10 protein-coding genes and 2 pseudogenes are annotated in these 15779 nt (G+C 72.0%); 1 reads left to right on the top strand and 11 read right to left on the bottom strand.

What is annotated here, in order from left to right:
- Positions 1-2 precede the first annotated feature (2 nt).
- The 11 genes and pseudogenes from Prubr_RS19995 to Prubr_RS38250 form a co-directional block, all read right to left on the bottom strand.
- Positions 3-164 (bottom strand): hypothetical protein, encoded by a 162-nt coding sequence (locus tag Prubr_RS19995; protein ID WP_212816460.1) that lies wholly within the window; start codon positions 162-164, stop codon positions 3-5.
- Positions 165-327: 163 nt separating this feature from the next.
- Entirely contained in the window at positions 328-864 is a 537-nt protein-coding gene (locus Prubr_RS19990; RefSeq protein WP_212816459.1) for a hypothetical protein, read from the bottom strand.
- Positions 865-985: 121 nt separating this feature from the next.
- Positions 986-6802, bottom strand: coding sequence for a ThuA domain-containing protein (locus Prubr_RS19985; protein ID WP_246567388.1), 5817 nt, complete (start codon positions 6800-6802; stop codon positions 986-988).
- 296 nt (positions 6803-7098) lie between these two features.
- Entirely contained in the window at positions 7099-7881 is a 783-nt protein-coding gene (gene pspM / locus Prubr_RS19980) for a phage shock envelope stress response protein PspM (protein WP_212816458.1), read from the bottom strand.
- A gap of 28 nt (positions 7882-7909) precedes the next feature.
- A complete protein-coding gene (locus Prubr_RS19975; protein ID WP_212816457.1) occupies positions 7910-8776 on the bottom strand; it encodes a PspA/IM30 family protein in 867 nt (288 codons plus the stop codon).
- Between the two features lie 232 nt (positions 8777-9008).
- Positions 9009-9575 (bottom strand): helix-turn-helix domain-containing protein, encoded by a 567-nt coding sequence (locus tag Prubr_RS19970; RefSeq protein WP_212816456.1) that lies wholly within the window; start codon positions 9573-9575, stop codon positions 9009-9011.
- Between the two features lie 250 nt (positions 9576-9825).
- Entirely contained in the window at positions 9826-10368 is a 543-nt protein-coding gene (locus Prubr_RS19965) for a CinA family protein (RefSeq protein ID WP_425517928.1), read from the bottom strand.
- Complete coding sequence (gene pgsA / locus Prubr_RS19960; RefSeq protein WP_212816455.1) at positions 10365-10964, bottom strand: CDP-diacylglycerol--glycerol-3-phosphate 3-phosphatidyltransferase; 600 nt, start codon at positions 10962-10964, stop codon at positions 10365-10367. The genes Prubr_RS19965 and pgsA overlap by 4 nt, the downstream gene beginning before the upstream one ends.
- A gap of 52 nt (positions 10965-11016) precedes the next feature.
- The gene (rimO, locus tag Prubr_RS19955) at positions 11017-12483 is read right to left on the bottom strand and encodes a 30S ribosomal protein S12 methylthiotransferase RimO (protein WP_212816454.1); all 1467 of its coding nucleotides are present in this window, start codon (positions 12481-12483) and stop codon (positions 11017-11019) included.
- Between the two features lie 75 nt (positions 12484-12558).
- Positions 12559-14148: pseudogene (locus Prubr_RS38255) on the bottom strand (DNA translocase FtsK); the annotation flags it as partial.
- Between the two features lie 179 nt (positions 14149-14327).
- A pseudogene (locus Prubr_RS38250) lies at positions 14328-15057 on the bottom strand (DNA translocase FtsK 4TM domain-containing protein); the annotation flags it as partial.
- 242 nt (positions 15058-15299) lie between these two features.
- Between Prubr_RS38250 and Prubr_RS19945 the strand changes: the two are divergent.
- Positions 15300-15770, top strand: a complete 471-nt coding sequence (locus Prubr_RS19945) for a type III secretion system chaperone family protein (RefSeq protein WP_212816452.1) — start codon at positions 15300-15302, stop codon at positions 15768-15770.
- Positions 15771-15779: the final 9 nt, after the last annotated feature.

Genomic DNA, 15779 nt, shown 5'->3' with positions numbered 1-15779 from the left:
GCTCAGGCTGCCGCGCGGGGCAGGCCGGGGCCGCCGGTGTCGCAGGCCGGTGGGGGGTTCGGCCGCTCGCAGAAGGGCGCGGCGTGGGCCGGGGCCGCCGGTACCGCCAGTCCCCCCGTGACGGCCAGCGCCGCGACGATCACGGCACGGATGGGTCTTCTCACGTTGTCCCTCTCTCGCAGAGAGGGCGGTGCCCCCCGGACCGCCCGGAACCGCTCCGTCCACTTCAGACGGTTTGTCGGTTCAGGACCAGCGTGACAGGGGTGCAGCCGGGATGCTCGTGACTATCGACTGACCGACAGGTGACCGGGGCCACTGACCAGCGACTCAGCGACGGCGGCTCCGGGCAAGCACGGGGGCCGGCCGGCGGCGGACCGCCACCAGGCCGCCGACCCCGGCGACCAGCACCACCGCCCCGCCGAGCAGCCACCACCACGACCCACCACCCTCGTCCGCCGCATCCACCGATGCGCCGGCGGCACCCGGCGGCACCGACTGCGGTACGCGGGCCCGTACCGACGTCGTGACCCGGGTCGGGTTCGGCGGCGGCGTGTCGACGGTGATCTCCCAGTCGCCGGGCGAGAGCAGCGACCCGACCCGGTAGAAGCCGACCCCCTCGTTGGAGGGGCCGACCTGCACCGGGCCGACCGACCGGCCGCCCTCGCCGGTGCCGTTCAGGACCAGGCGCATCCCGTTGTCGACGGGGTGGCCGTCCTCGTACCGGGCCCGGATGGTGACCCCGGCGCCACCGTCACCGGCCACCTCGAGCGTGACCTTGCCGCCGTGCGCGGCGGCCGGCTGGCCGCCCACCGCGACGAGCGGGGCGGCCAGCAGGGTGGCGAGAACGATTCTGAGCAGTCGCATGTCCAACCTCCGGCGGCGCCGCCCGACGGACAGGCGGCGCCGCGGCCGGGGTGTGGGCGGCCGGGGATCCGGCCGCCCACACCACACTTTCGAACCCAGGCCGCCTGACGGCGACCATTCCCTACAGCCTGCCGCCGGGACCGATCCGGGTCGGGTCCTCGGCCACCCGGCCGGTCCCCTTGACGGACTTGCCGCCGTTGGCCTTGACGCCGGCCGTACTGGCCGAGCCGCCCAGCCGGACGATCATCGCGTCGGTGTCGCGGACGAGTACCGCGCGCACCTCGGCGTCGGTCACCAGCGAGGTGTCCGACGCCAGCCCCCGGAACGCGGTGAGCTGCTGGATCGCCCGGTTGTCGCGTCCCTCGGCCTCGGACAGCCGGGCGTTGGCCAGCTTGTTCGTCAGCTGCCGGTGGGCCTTGTTGGAAAGCCGCCCGGTGGCCTTGAACCGGTCGATCAGGTTCTGCATGTCGCGGAACGAGGTGGTGACGAAGAACCGTACGGACGACGTCGTCTCGTTCCCGGCCTTGTCGGTCGCGGTCACGGTCAGCTCGTGCATGCCGAGGGTCAGCTCGTACATCGCCTGGAGCGTGCCGCTGTGGTACGTCACCCCGTCGAGCTTGCCGACGGTGGCCTCGATCCCACTGGTCGGGTCGACGGCCGCGAAGGTGACCCGGACGTCCTGGCTGTCGCCGTAGAGCTGGCCGTCGGCCAGCCCCGAGACGATGACCGTCGGCTTCGTACCGTCGATCTTGATGATCGCGGACTTCAGCGTCTCGACGTTGCCGGCGGCGTCGGTGGCCCGGTACAGCAGCTCGTGCTGTCCGTCGCCGCTGACGTCGACCGGCTCGGTGTACGGCGTCCAGTCACCGCCGTCGAGCGCGTACTCGACCTTGGTGACACCGGAGCCGGTCTCGGTCGTGGTGAGGGTGACGGGAACGGTGCCGGCGTGCCAGCCGTTGTCGTTCGACGGGGCGAACTCGGCGGCCGTCACCGGCGCGGTGGTGTCGATCCGGACCTCGACGGTCTTCGTCCCCTCCACGTTGCCGGCCTCGTCGGTCGACCGGAACCGCAGCTCGTGGCTGCCGTCCCCGCTGATCACCACCGGTTCGGTGTACGCCGTCCAGCCGGTCTCGTCGTCGAGCTGGTACTCGGTCGACGCGACGCCGCTGCCGCCGGCCTCGTCGGTGGCGGTGAGGGTGACGGTGGCCGGACCGGTGTACCAGCCGGCGGTCACCGGCCCGTCGACGGTGCCGGTGGTGACCGGCGCGGTGCCGTCGGCGGTTTCGGTGGTCAGCCGGAAGTAGTCGAACGACGCGGTCTTCGACGCCGTCTGGTTGGCGCCGAGGGTGAACAGACCGACGTTCGGCGTCGCCCCGACGGCGGTGTTCGTCAACGGCTCGAAGCTCGTCCACTCCTGCCCGTCGAGCGAGTACGACGCCGTGTAGACGGTCCCGGTCCGGCTCAGCCGCAGGTGCCACACCGAGTCGGTCAGGTTCGTCACCTGCGGCTGCGGGTCCTGGACCACCGACCCGATCTCGCTGCGGAACTCGATCCGGCGGGAGACCGGCTGCCCCGGGGTGTTGTCGACGATGTAGTCGAGCTTCAGGTAGTTGTCGTCGTCGGCGTGCACGATGAGCCCGGCCTGCTGGTACTGCTCGTTCAGCAGGCTGCCGTCGACCTTCGTCTCCAGGGTCCAGTCGCCTTCCGGCGCGCCCTGCATGATGAAGTTCGTCGGCCCGGTGTTGCTGCCGGTGTAGATGTCACCGTTCGGTACGTCGATCTTCAACGACCCGCCCTCGAGCCGGTAGGCGGTCGCGTCCTCGCGCAGGATCGCGTCCCACCGGCACTTGTCCAGTGCGGCGCCGTCGAACTCGTCGGACGGTTCGACCGGTCCGGCCGGCTCGTCCGGGGTGACCTGGAACCAGTCGAAGTGGGCCTCGACCACCGGCGCCGTGGTGCCGCCGTTCAGCGCGAACAGGCCGATCTTCGGGTTCTCGATGCCGGCGAGCGCGGCCGACCGGCCCACCGGGGTGAAGGTCTGCCCGTCGCCGGACGCCTCCGCGGTCAGGTTCGTGCCGTCGCTGATGATCCGCAGGTACACGGTGTCACCGGCCGGTGCGGGCGCGGCGTCGGCCCCCTCGTTGCGCGGGGTGCCGGCGGTCTGCCGGATGAACTCGATCTTCCGGGAATCGCCGAACAGCAGGTCGAGCTTGGCCCAGTTGGCGTCGTCGCCGTAGACGATCACGCCGGCCTGCTGGTAGTTGGCGGTCACCGGCAACGTCACCTTCGTCGTCGCCTGCCAGGCCCCGCCGGGCGCCGGCTGGAGCACGATGTTGGTGGCGTCGGTCCGGGCGCCGTACAGGTCGCCGACCGAGGTCGGCAGCTTGAGCACGCCGTCCGCGACCGAGTAGAGCTGGTTCTCCCGTACGACGGTGGTCCACCGGGACTTGTCGAGCGAGTTGCCGGTGAAGTCGTCCGAACGCGCCCCGAAGCAGGACGTGTTGGGTGCCTCGGACCGGACGGTGGTGCTGGCGTACGCCTTGGCGCCCCGCGCGTCGGTGACGGTGAGGGTGGCCGTGAACGTGCCCGGCGCGGTGTAGGTGTGGGTGGCGTTCGCGGTGGTGGCCGAGCCGCCGTCGCCGAAGTCCCACAGGTACGTCAGCGGGGATTCGCCCTCGGGGTCGGTCGCCGTCCCGGTGAAGTTCACGGTCAACGGGGCGGTGCCGGTGGTCGGGTCGGCGGCGACGGTCACCGTCGGCGGGGCGTTCTCGGTGACGCCGCGGCCGAGGAAGTCGACCCAGTTGACGTTGAACAGCGAGTTGGCGCCGCCGCTCGGATGCTTGGCGACGAAGAACAACGGTGCGCTGCCCACCGGCGGATCGGTCAGGTCGACCGTGACGTCGGTGTACGTCTGCCAGGCACCGGTGCCGGGCACCGTGGCGGTGACCAGCAGCGGACCGTCGACGGCGCCGCTGCGGACCTGGATCAGGCCGCCCTGTTCGGCGGACGCGACCCGGAACCGGAGCTGGTCGATGTTGAGCAGGCTGGTGGGCGCGAACGACCACCAGTCGCCGTCCTCGATGAAGCCGATGTTCTGGAAGCCGCCGGCGGTGTCGCCGGTCGTCTCCTTCTGCACACCCGGGTCGCCGCCGCCGGTGCCGTCGGTGGTCCGGCCGGTGGCGGTGAAGTACTCGGCCTGCTTGCGCTTGGGCTGCAGCCGCTCGATGGCCCGGCCGGTCAGCGGGCTGGCGCCGCCGACGCCGCCGTTGTCGGTGTAGCTGGCCTCGAAGACGGCGAACACGTTGGCCTCGGCACCGTGCCCGGCGGCCAGCGACGTCTGCACCGTGCCGGTGCAGCCGTGGTAGGTGTCCAGCGGGTGGGAGTGCTCGTCGTGGCCGAGGAAGTACTGCAGGACGACCTTGTCACAGTCGATCTCGCCGTCCTCGGGGTCGGTCACCCGCACCGTGTACTCGACCTGGTCGCCCCAGTCGAAGAAGCCGCCGTCCGGCGGGAACTCGATGGTCACCGTCGGCGCCGTGTTGCCGACCGTGACCGGTACGTTCGCGACCGCCTCCCGGCCCTTGTCGTTGGTGACGGTGAGCTGGGCGGTGTAGTTGCCCGGCTCGGCGTACGTGTGCGACGGGTTGGCGGCGGTCGAGGTGCCGCCGTCGCCGAACGTCCAGGCGAAGGTGATCTGACCGCCGTCCGGGTCGCGGGACCCGGCGCTGGAGAACTGTACGGCCAGCGGTGCCTGTCCCGACGTCGGTTCGGCGCTGGCGACCGCGATCGGCGCCCGGTCACCGGCGATGTAGTCGATCCGGTAGACGCCGGAGTTGTCGTTGTTGCCGCCGAAGCCGCTGCCCCACTCGATCATGTAGAGGGCGCCGTCGGGGCCGAACTCGAAGTCCATCGGGCGGATGAACTCCATGCCGGTCAGCAGGTTGTTGATGTCGACCAGCTCGGTGGCGTCGGCGGTGAGCTGGAACGTGTACATCTTGGACTGGTTCCACTCGCCGAACAGCGCCTTGCCGTCGAAGTAGGCCGGCCACTTGGTGTCGGAGGCCAGCTCGGGGTCGTACCGGTAGACGGGGCCGCCCATCGGCGCGCCGCCACCACCGATCTCCGGGTAGCGCGGGTCGGGGCTGTAGCCGTAGTCGACGGTGGCCGGGATCGCCGGCGGCAGGTTGGTCAGGCCGGTGTTGTTGGGCGAGTTGTTGACCGGGGCCGCGCAGTCGAACTTCGCCCCGCTCGGTCCGGACGGGAACGTGAAGTCGTTGTACGCCAGGTTGCTGCCGTGGCAGTACGGCCAGCCGAAGTTGCCGGGGGCGTCGACGACGTTCCACTCGACGCGGCCCTCCGGCCCCCGGTTGGGGTTGGCGGTGCCGGCGTCGGGGCCGTAGTCGGCGACGTACAGCACGCCGGTCTGCGAATCGATGCCGATCCGGAACGGGTTCCGGAAGCCCATGGCGTAGATCTCCGGGCGGGTCTGCGCGGTGCCGGCCGGGAAGAGGTTGCCGGTCGGCACCGTGTAGCCGCCAGCGTCCTCCGGGTGGATCCGCAGCACCTTGCCGCGCAGGTCGTTGGTGTTGCCGGAGCTGCGCTGGGCGTCGTAGTCCTGTCGGCCCGGCCGCTCGTCGATCGGGGTGTAGGCGTTGGACTCGAACGGGTTGGTGTTGTCGCCGGTGGCGAGGTAGAGGTTGCCGTCGGCGTCGAAGACCATGCTGCCGCCGGCGTGGCAGCAGGTGTTGCGCTGGGTGTCGACCTGGATGACCACGCTCTCGGTGGCCGGGTCGATCGTCGTGCCGCTGACGGTGAACCGGGACAACAGGTTGCGGGGCCCGCCGCCGGCCGGGGCGTAGTAGAGATAGATCCAGCCGTTGGTGTCGAAGCCGGGGTCGAGCCGCAGCCCGATCAGGCCGTCCTCGTTGCCGGTGAAGACCGGCAGCGTCATCGCGGTGCTGGTCAGCCCGGTCTCCGGGTCGATGACCTGGACCCGGCCGTCCCGCTCGGCGTAGAAGACCCGGCCGTCGCCGGCGACGTCGAGTTCCATCGGGTTGTTGGTGTTGCTGTCCAGCGTGATCTTCTCGAAGCTGTCGTCCAGGGTGGCCCGGCAGTCCGCGTCGACGACCCCGGCGGCGGTCTGGATGCCGCCGAGCAGGTGGCCGACGAACTCCGGCTCGGTGTACGACTCGTCGGTGTGGCCGCCGCCGGTGTACCAGGCCCGGCCGCCGTCGTAGTCGTGGCACCAGGCGATCGGGTGGTCGGCGCCCATCGCCCCGGCCCCCGCCGAGTACGTCGTCTCGTCGAGGCTGGCCAGCACGTGCACGTCGCCGCGCGGGTTGGTCTGGAAGTTGTACCACTCGTCGAAGCGGGACCAGTTCGCCGGCAGCGCCGCCGTGGACGGGTGCGCGGGGTCCTCGACCTTGATGGTGGCCTGCTGGTTGGCCGGGTGGGCGGAGAAGTAGGCGCCGACGAGGCCGCCGTACCACTCCCAGCTGTATTCGGTGTCGGAGGCCGCGTGCACGCCGACGTAGCCGCCGCCGCTCTGGACGTACCGCTCGAACGCGGCCTGCTGGTCGGGGTCGAGGACGTCACCGGTGGTGGACAGCCAGATCACCGCGGCGTACCGGGCGAGGTTGGCGTCGGTGAACGCGGCACCGTCCTCCGTGGTGTCGACGGTGAACCCGTTGTCGGCGCCGAGCCGCTGGATCGCGGCGATACCGGCCGGGATCGAGCTGTGCCGGAACCCGGCCGTCTTGGAGAAGACCAGGACCGTGTACGGGTCGACCGCCTCGACGGCGCGGGTGGGTACGGGCGCGGCGGAGGCGGGTGTCGGGCCGGCCACCACGCCGGTGGCGGCGACGGCCAGGGCGACTGTGGCGGTGAGGAGGGCGCGGGTCAGGGCGCGTGGTGGTCGCGATCGGCGTGTTGGGGACACGGGGATCTCCATCATCTGTCGAGGACAGGGATGAGTCCCGTCGCCAGCTCGCCGAAGGGCCGGAGTCGGGTGGTGGGGGTTCAGGGGCGCGCGACCCGCCGAGGTCGCCCGCTCCATTTTGTAGGTTGGCTGAACAAATTAGCTCTGGTGCGACCCGACAACGCAAGACATAGACAAGCCAACATTTGTAACGGTTAAGTAAACACGAGGTCAGCCTGACCGGTTCGCCGGATTGATAGGCAATCCAGATCACGGTGGCGCGGCGCGGAACATGGATCTTCCGCGCCGCGCCCGCGTCAGTGCTGCTGCTGCGTCCGCATCGGATCGGCGAACTTGCGCAACTCGGCGAGGTCCGAGGCGACGCCGCGCAACCGCTCACTCGCGTCGCTCAACTGGGTCACCGCCGGATGCTCGGTGCCCCGGCCGTCCTCGGCCACAAAGCCCGCCGCCGCCGCGACCAGCCGCTCGTAGGCGGTCACGCCCCCGCTCAACTGGTCTACCAGACTGCGGTGCGCCTCCTCCAGGCCGCCACGGGAGTCGGCGGGCGCGACCCGCAACGCCCGCTCCACGCCGGCGACCCGCTGGGCGAGTTCACGCAGCGACCGCTCGGCCACCGCCGCGTCCAGCACCGCCGAGTCGGCCACGCCGGTCAGGTCACCGGCCAGCCCGGCCATCGCCACCGACGCCCGGTCCAACCGTGCCGCCGGCTCGGCCGCCGACGACCCGCGCAGCGCCATCCGGGACCGCTGCCGGCGGACCTCATCCATGGCCGCCCGGCCGGCGGGCAGCCGCTCGACCGCCGCGACCAGCCGGGCCCGGGCCTGCTCCGGGTCCACCGGTTCGGGCGGGGGCGGCGCCGGCTGGGCGGCCAGCGCCCGCAGGTCGATCCACCGCCACGCCGCGAGTGCGATCGAACCACCCGCGGCGGCCGCCCAGGCGGCATCGGGCAACCCCACCCCGGCGTACGGGATCAGGATGGCGGCGGCTCCACCGAAGCCGCCGCCGAGCACAGTCCAGCGCCGGGCGGACCGGCGCAGCTTGCGGAGCCGGCGGAAGTAGCGCGCCCGCTGATCGGCCACGTGAAGCCCCTCCCCCGCCCCGGCCGGGTCAGCCGGCGGCGCTCTGGTCGCCGGTGTTGCGCTCCTTGGACAGGCTGGCCCGGATCTCGTCCAGCCGGGCCACGCTGGCCGGGTCGCCGGTGCCGGCCTGGCCGACCGAGGGCTGCCCGGCGGCCTGCTGGCCACCCAACTGGTCGCCGGCCATGCTGGCCCGGATCTGCTCCAGCCGCGACGAGCCGGCCATGTCCAGCGTCGTCTTCTGCACCTCGAGCATCCGGCCCTCGACGGAGTTGCTGGCCAGCTCGGCCCGACCCATCGCGTTGGCGTACCGCCGCTCGATCTTGTCGCGGACCTCGTCGAGCGAGGGGGTGTTGGCCGGTGCGGCCAGCGACGACATCGACTCCAGCGACCGGGCGACGGTCTCCTGCATCTTGGCCTGCTCGAGCTGGCTGAGCAGCTTGGTGCGCTCGGCCAGCCGCTGCTGGAGAACCATCGCGTTGTTCTCGACCGCGCGGCGCGCCTGGGCGGCGGCGCCCAGCGCCTGGTCGTGCAGCGCCTTGAGGTCCTCCATCGACTGCTCGGCGGAGACCAGCTGGGTGGCCAGGGTCTGCGCCGTCTGCTCGTACTTGCCGGCTTCCGCCTCGTCGCCGGAGGCACGCGCGCGGTCGGCGAGCACCAGCGACTGGCGGGCCATCGACTGGAGCTTCTCGACCTCGGACATCTGGCGGGACAGTTTCATCTCCAGCTGCCGCTGGTTGCCGATGACCGCCGCCGCTTGTTGGACGAGCGCCTGGTGCTGGCGCTGGGACTCCTCGACGGCCTGCTGGATCTGAACCTTCGGATCGGCGTGTTCGTCGATCTTGGCGCCGAATAGCGCCATCACGTAGCGCCAGCCCTTGACGAACGGGTTCGCCATATTCGCGTGTCCCCTCAGTGTCATCAGTGCGGTCGACCGCCCGGGTCGACCCGACCCCGGGCGACCGTGCGGCACGGTCTCCATCGTCCCAGCCCGGCGCCAACGCGTCACCCGGCCTCAGGGGGATATCCGGGGATACGGTCCGGTCAGGAGATCAACCTTACCCAGGCGGGCCCAGCATTGCCGAGCCGGCGCGTGCCCGTACGGACACGTCGGGTAGCGCGGTGACGGGTCAGGCGGCGTAGACGACGTCGAGGTCGTGCTTCTTGCCGGAGCGCACGGTGCGGGTGGTCCGCAGGGTCGCCTTGAGCGGCCCCTCCTGGCGCACCGACACCGACACCTTGCCGTCGGAGGTGACCTGGCGCACCTTGGCCTCACCGACCGGCAGCCGGTTCCCGTCGGCGGCGGGCCGCACCTCGGCGGCGCGGGCGCCGGCGGCCACCGCGGTCCGGGCCGGCCGGTTGGCACCCCCGGTGGGTCCGGCGGCACGTGCGGCGGGCGCGACGGCCGGGTCTGGTCCCTCGCCCGAGGGGTCCTGGACCGGCACGAGCACGCCCTGCATCTGCTCGGCCAGCGCGACGGTGTGACTGACCTCGCGCAGCAGATCCGACAGGTGGGCGCCGAGCGCGTCACAGATCGAGGCGAGCAGTTCGCTGGACGCTTCCTTCTGGCCGCGCTCGATCTCGGAGAGATAGCCGAGGCTGACGTTGGCGGCGGTGGAGACCTCGCGTAGGGTGCGGTGCTGTCCCTGCCGGCGCGCGCGCAATGCGTCACCGATCACCCGGCGTAGCAGGACCATGGCACCTCCTCCTCACGCGGGGGCCAACCGGCATCTGCCGGGAGGCTTCCCGCAACCGTACCCGTTGCGGAGCCCATACGACATCCTGCCCCGCCGGGGCGTTCGACCACCATCCCCCCGCGGTGATCAGTGCGTCGTGGGGGCCGAGAATCCCACGTATCGGGCACATCTCGCTGCTTTCAGCCAGATTCCGACAGACGGTCACCGCCACCGACGGGCGCGGCACCGGGGCAGGCACATCTCGCTGCTTTCAGCCAGATTCCGACAGACGGTCACCGCCACCGACGGGCGCGGCCGCGAGTTGCCGGTCGAGCAGGCGCAGCGCGGCGTCGACCGCGCCCCCACGGACGGCGGCGCGGTTCCCGTCGAGGGTCAACCGGCGCACCGTCGCCCCCCACGGCCCGGCCACCGCGACGTAGACCAGCCCCACGGGCTTGCCGTCCTGTGGCTCCGGCCCGGCCACACCGGTCGTCGCCACCCCCCAGTCGGCCCCACAGGCGGCCCGGGCACCGTCCGCCAGCGCCAGCGCGACATCCGGGTCGACCGGGCCACGGTCGGCCAGCAGACCGTCCGGTACGCCCGCCAACGACGCCTTCAGGTCGGTGGCGTAGACCACCAGCCCGCCCCGGAAGACCGCGCTGACCCCGGGCACCTCGACCAGGGTGGCGGCCAGCAGTCCGCCGGTCAGCGACTCGGCGGTCGCCAGCGTCCAGCCACCGGCCTTGAGCCGGTCCACCAGCCCGGTCCGCGGGTCGGGAGCCACGCCGGCCGGCCGCGCGCCCCCGGCGGTCACGTGGCCCGGCCGCGCAGACGCAGGGCGCGCAGCACGTAGTCCAGCCCGGTCAGCACCGTCACCAGCACCGCCGCACCCATGATCCAGGTGCCGACGCCGACCAGCGCCGCCGGCACCGGCCACAGGTACCAGACGATCGCGAGGATCTGGAGCGCCGTCTTCAGCTTGCCGCCCCGGCTGGCCGCGATGACGCCGTAGCGGATCACCCAGAACCGGATCAGCGTCACGCCGACCTCGCGGACCAGGATCAGCGCGGTCACCCACCAGGGCAGCTGGTCGTACCAGGAGAGCAGGACCAACGCCGTGCCGGTCAGGGCCTTGTCGGCGATCGGATCGGCGACCTTGCCGAACGACGTGACCAGCCCGAACCGGCGGGCGATCCAGCCGTCGACGAGGTCGGTGGCCGAGGCGATCGCGAAGATCACGCAGGCCGCGATCCGGGTGCTGGAGTGCGTCATCCCGGAGGCGATGACCAGCGCCGCGAAGACCGGGATGAGCATCATGCGCAGGGCGGTCAGCGCGTTGGCGGCGTTGAGCAGTGGGACCCGGCCGGCAACGGAGGACGAACTGGACGGCGGGGGACTCGTCGTCTCCATCAGCACGTCCCCGCCCGGTCGCGCCGCGGCCGGACCCGGTGGGCCGCCCCGGTCACGCCGCTGCCGAGATCATTTCGACCGGCACCGCGAGGAGGTCGACCCCCTCCGTGCCGGTCACCGTCGCCCGCACCAGGTCGCCGGGGCGCAGGACGGCCAGGTCCACTCCCCCGGTCGCCGGCGCCACCAGGGTCGTCGAACCGTCGACCTCGGGGGCCTGGTGGGCGGCCCGCCCTTCGACCAGCCCGTCGTCGACCGAGTCGACGAGGACCTCGACGGTCGTCCCGATCCGCTCCTCGGCCCGCTGCGAGCACAGCTCGTCGGCGAGCGCGGCGAGCTTGTCGTAGCGCCGCTTCACGGTCGCCGCGGACACCTTCCCGGGCAGCGCGGCGGCCTCGGTGCCGTCCTCGTCGCTGTAGTCGAAGACGCCGATCGCGTCGAGCCGGGCGTCGGTCAGGAAGCGGACGAGCTCGTCGACGTCGGCCCGGGTCTCGCCCGGGAAGCCGACGATGAAGTTGCTGCGCGCGCCGGCCTCCGGGGCGAGTGCCCGGGCCGACGCCAGCAGCTCCAGGAACCGGGTCGTCGACCCGAACCGCCGCATCCGGCGCAGCACCGGCTCGCTGGAGTGCTGGAACGACAGATCGAAGTACGGCGCCACACCGGGGGTGGTGGCGATCGCCTCGACCAGGCCGGGCCGGGTCTCGGCGGGCTGGAGATAGCTGGCCCGGACCCGCACGATGCCGGTGACCGCGGCCAGCTGGGGCAGCAGCTTCTCCAGCAGGCGCGGGTCGCCGAGGTCCTTGCCGTACGACGTGGAGTTCTCGCTGACCAGCACCAGTTCGCGGACGCCGGTCTTGGCCAGCCACTCGGCCTCGGCCAGCAACTCGTCCGGGGTACGGGAGACGAACGCGCCGCGGAAGGCGGGGATGGCGCAGAACGAGCACCGCCGGTCGCAGCCGCTGGCGAGCTTGAGCGAGGCGACCGGGCCGGCGTCGAGCCGTCGGCGCAGCACCGGCCGCAGGTGGGCCGGGGTGTGCGCGTCGACGGTCGCGTGGCCGGGGACGACGACCGCGCTTTCGCGCCGGGACACCGGGGTCAGCGGCAGCAGTTCGCGGCGGTCCCGGGGGACGTGCGCGTCGAGCCGCTCCCCGGCCAGCACGGCCTGGAGCCGGGCGGAGATGTCGGGGTAGTCGTCGAAGCCGAGCACCGCCTGGGCCTCCGGCAGGCTGCCGGCCAGTTCACGGCCGTAGCGCTCGGCCATGCAGCCGGCCGCGACCACCTTGGCACCGGTGTCGGCGGCGTCGAGGAGGGTCTGAATCGAGTCCTGCTTGGCCTTCTCGACGAAGCCGCAGGTGTTGACCAGCACCACGTCGGCGCCCTCGCCGTCGGTGCTGACCTGCCATCCGTCCGCGTGCAGGCGGGCGGCCAACTCCTCCGAGTCGACCTCGTTGCGTGCGCAGCCCAGGGTCAGCAGCGCGACCCGGCGGCCGTCGGGAGATGGGGAGGAGGAGGTCACAGACACCTCCCGAGGGTACCGGGCCGGACCGACGACTCCGGCGGCGCGTGGCGCCCGCCACCGCCCGGCACCGGTACGACCTCAGTCGTCGGTCCGCAGCGCGGCCAGCGCCTCTTCCAGTTCGTCGGGCTTGACCAGCACGTCACGGGCCTTGGAGCCCTCGGACGGGCCGACGATCCCGCGCGTCTCCATCAGGTCCATCAGCCGGCCCGCCTTGGCGAACCCGACCCGCAGCTTGCGCTGGAGCATCGACGTCGAACCGAACTGCGAGGTCACCACGAGCTCGATCGCCTGGATCAGCAGTTCCAGGTCGTCGCCGATGTCCTCGTCGATCTTCTTCTTGTTGTCCTGCGCCGGGGCGAGCACGTCCGGGCGGAACTCCGGCTCGCGCTGGTCCTTGCAGAACTTGACGATGTCGTTGATCTCGGACTCGCTGACCCAGGCACCCTGGATCCGCACCGGCTTGGAGGCACCCATCGGCAGGAAGAGGCCGTCACCGCGGCCGATGAGCTTCTCCGCGCCCGGCTGGTCGAGGATGACCCGGGAGTCGGCGAGCGAGCTGGTGGCGAACGCCAGCCGGGAGGGCACGTTGGCCTTGATCAGGCCGGTGACGACGTCGACCGAGGGCCGCTGGGTGGCCAGCACCAGGTGGATGCCGGCGGCGCGGGCGAGCTGGGTGATCCGGACCACGGAGTCCTCGACGTCGCGCGGCGCCACCATCATCAGGTCGGCCAGCTCGTCGACGATCACCAGCAGATAGGGGTACGGGCGGATCTCCCGCTCGCTGCCCGGCGGGGGCTTGATCTGCCCGGCCCGGACCTTGCGGTTGTAGTCGTCGATGTGGCGTACCCCGGCGGCGGCCAGGTCGTCGTAGCGCATGTCCATCTCGCGCACGACCCAGTCCAGCGAGTCGGCCGCCTTCTTCGGGTTGGTGATGATCGGGGTCACCAGGTGCGGGATCCCCTCGTAGGCGGTCATCTCGACCCGCTTGGGGTCGATCAGCACCAGCCGTACCTCGTCGGGGGTGGCCCGGCTCAGCAGCGAGACCAGCAGCGAGTTGAGGCACGAGGACTTGCCGGCGCCGGTGGCGCCGGCGATCAGGATGTGCGGCATCTTCGCCAGGTTGGCCACCACGTAGCCGCCCTCGATGTCCTTGCCGAGGGCGACCAGCATCGGGTGGTGGTCGCTGCCCGCGGCCCGCGAGCGCAGGACGTCGCCGAGGGCCACGTCCTCGCGGTCGGAGTTGGGGATCTCGACGCCGACCGCGCTCTTGCCCGGGATCGGGCTGAGGATGCGTACGTCGGGTGACTTCACCGCGTAGGCGATGTTGCGGGAGAGCTGGGTGATCCGCTCGACCTTGACGCCGTGACCGAGTTCGACCTCGTAGCGGGTGACGGTCGGGCCGCGGGTGAAGCCGGTCACCGCGGCGTCGACGCCGAACTGGTCGAAGACGCCTTCGAGCGCGGCCATCACCTCGTCGTTGGCCTTGCTGCGGGTCTTGGGCGCGCTGCCGCTCTTGAGCAGGTTGGCCGGGGGCAGCGTGTAGTCGCCGGCCATGCCGGTGATCGCCAACTGCTCGGCCCGGGTGGGGGCCGGCGAGTGCTCGGGTGCCGGGGCGGGCTTACGGGCGGCGGCGCCCTTGCCGGGCGACTTGCGCGGCAGCGCCACGGTGTCGTGGACGACCTCCTGGTCGTCGTATCCGGGCTCGTCGGGCCCGGGTGCGGCGGCCGCGACCCGGCGGCGGGCCGGCCGGCGCTTGGCCGGCGGCGGTTCCTCGTCCTCGTCGGGGCCGTCGGCGTCGTCGATGTCGTCGTCGGGGTCGTACGGACCGGGCGGGCGGCCGAACAGCGAGCCGACGAGCATGCCGACCCGTTCCGGCACCTTGTTGATCGGGGTGGCGGTGATGACCAGGAGCCCGAAGAGCAGCAGCAGGACGAGCAGCGGTACGGCGACCCAGCCGGTCACCGCACCGACGAGCAGCCGCCCGATGCCGGCTCCGACGAGGCCGCCCGCGTAGTCCCGCTGGGCGTTGTCGACCGGGGCCTGCCCGATGTGCAGCAGCCCGGCCGTCGACACGATCAGCGCGGTCCAGCCGACGAGGCCGCGGCCGCGGTGTGCCGGGTCGCCGGGCTCACGCATCAGCTTGACCGCGCTGACGAGCAGCAGCAGTGGTACGGCGGCGGCGATCGCACCGAGGAAGAGCCGGACGGTGTCGGCGACCCGGGCGCCGACCGGCCCGGCGCCGGAGAACCAGACCGCGACGCCGGTCAGGATGGCCAGGCCGAGCAGGAACAGTCCGGCGCCGTCGCGGCGGTGGCCCGGGTCGAGGTCACGGGCCGGGGCGACCTGGCGCCCGACGGCACGCACCGCCCAGCCGACCGAGTGGGCGAGGCCCATCCACACCGCACGGACGCCACGGCCGAGATGGACGGCGGGACCGGCCCGGCCGCGGGCCGGGGGGCGCTTGCGCGGGGTCGCGGCGGCCCGGGTCTTCGCCGGTTGGCGGGCACGCGGAGCCGCGACGCCGCGCGTCGGTGACGCGCTCCGACGCCGGTTAGCCGAAGGTGTCCGCCCCGCCATAGAGTCACACGGTAGCCGTGCGGTCCGACCAATCCTCGCTTTTGACTGCCGTGTCCCGCCGTCGGTCACCGGTGGCGGTGCCGGGTGTCACACCCACCTAGCATCATGGGCGGACCAACCGGCACAAGCCACACAATACGTGGGGTGGCGACGCGGCCCTACCGTGCTGTCTGCCAGACCGCGTTCCGATCGGGCCACGGCCCGTCAGCCTTCACCCCCGCACGTCAGGAAGGACGCCGCACATGCCATCGCCGGGTTTCCAGGACACCTCAGACGAACCCACCAGCGGTGGACAGTTGCAGACACTCCAACCGCTCAGCCACGAACTGATCGCCTCGGTGCTCGACGCGCGGGACTACTCGTTCCACACCGACGAGGACGGCGACATCTTCGGCAAGTGGGACGACAACCTCATCTACTTCTTCCGGCTCGGCAACGCCGGCGAGTTGCTCCAGATCCGCACGATGGCGGCCACCACCTTCGGGATCGACGACGTGCCGCGGCTCTACGCCTTCTGCAACGAGTGGAACCACGACCGGCTGTGGCCCAAGGCGTTCGTCCACGTCAACGACGACGGCAGCGTCCGGGTCTGCGGCGAGGTCATCACCGACCTCGAACAGGGCGTCACCCCGGCCCAGCTCGACCAGCTCGTCAACTGCGGCGTCTCCACCGGCTGCCAGATGGCCGACGCCGTCGGCGAACTGCGGGACTGACCACGGGTG

The sequence above is a fragment of the Polymorphospora rubra genome, assembly GCF_018324255.1.
Taxonomy (GTDB): domain Bacteria; phylum Actinomycetota; class Actinomycetes; order Mycobacteriales; family Micromonosporaceae; genus Polymorphospora; species Polymorphospora rubra.
The sequence above is the reverse complement of the archived record's forward strand: the minus strand, read 5'-3'. Positions and strand labels throughout refer to the sequence as shown.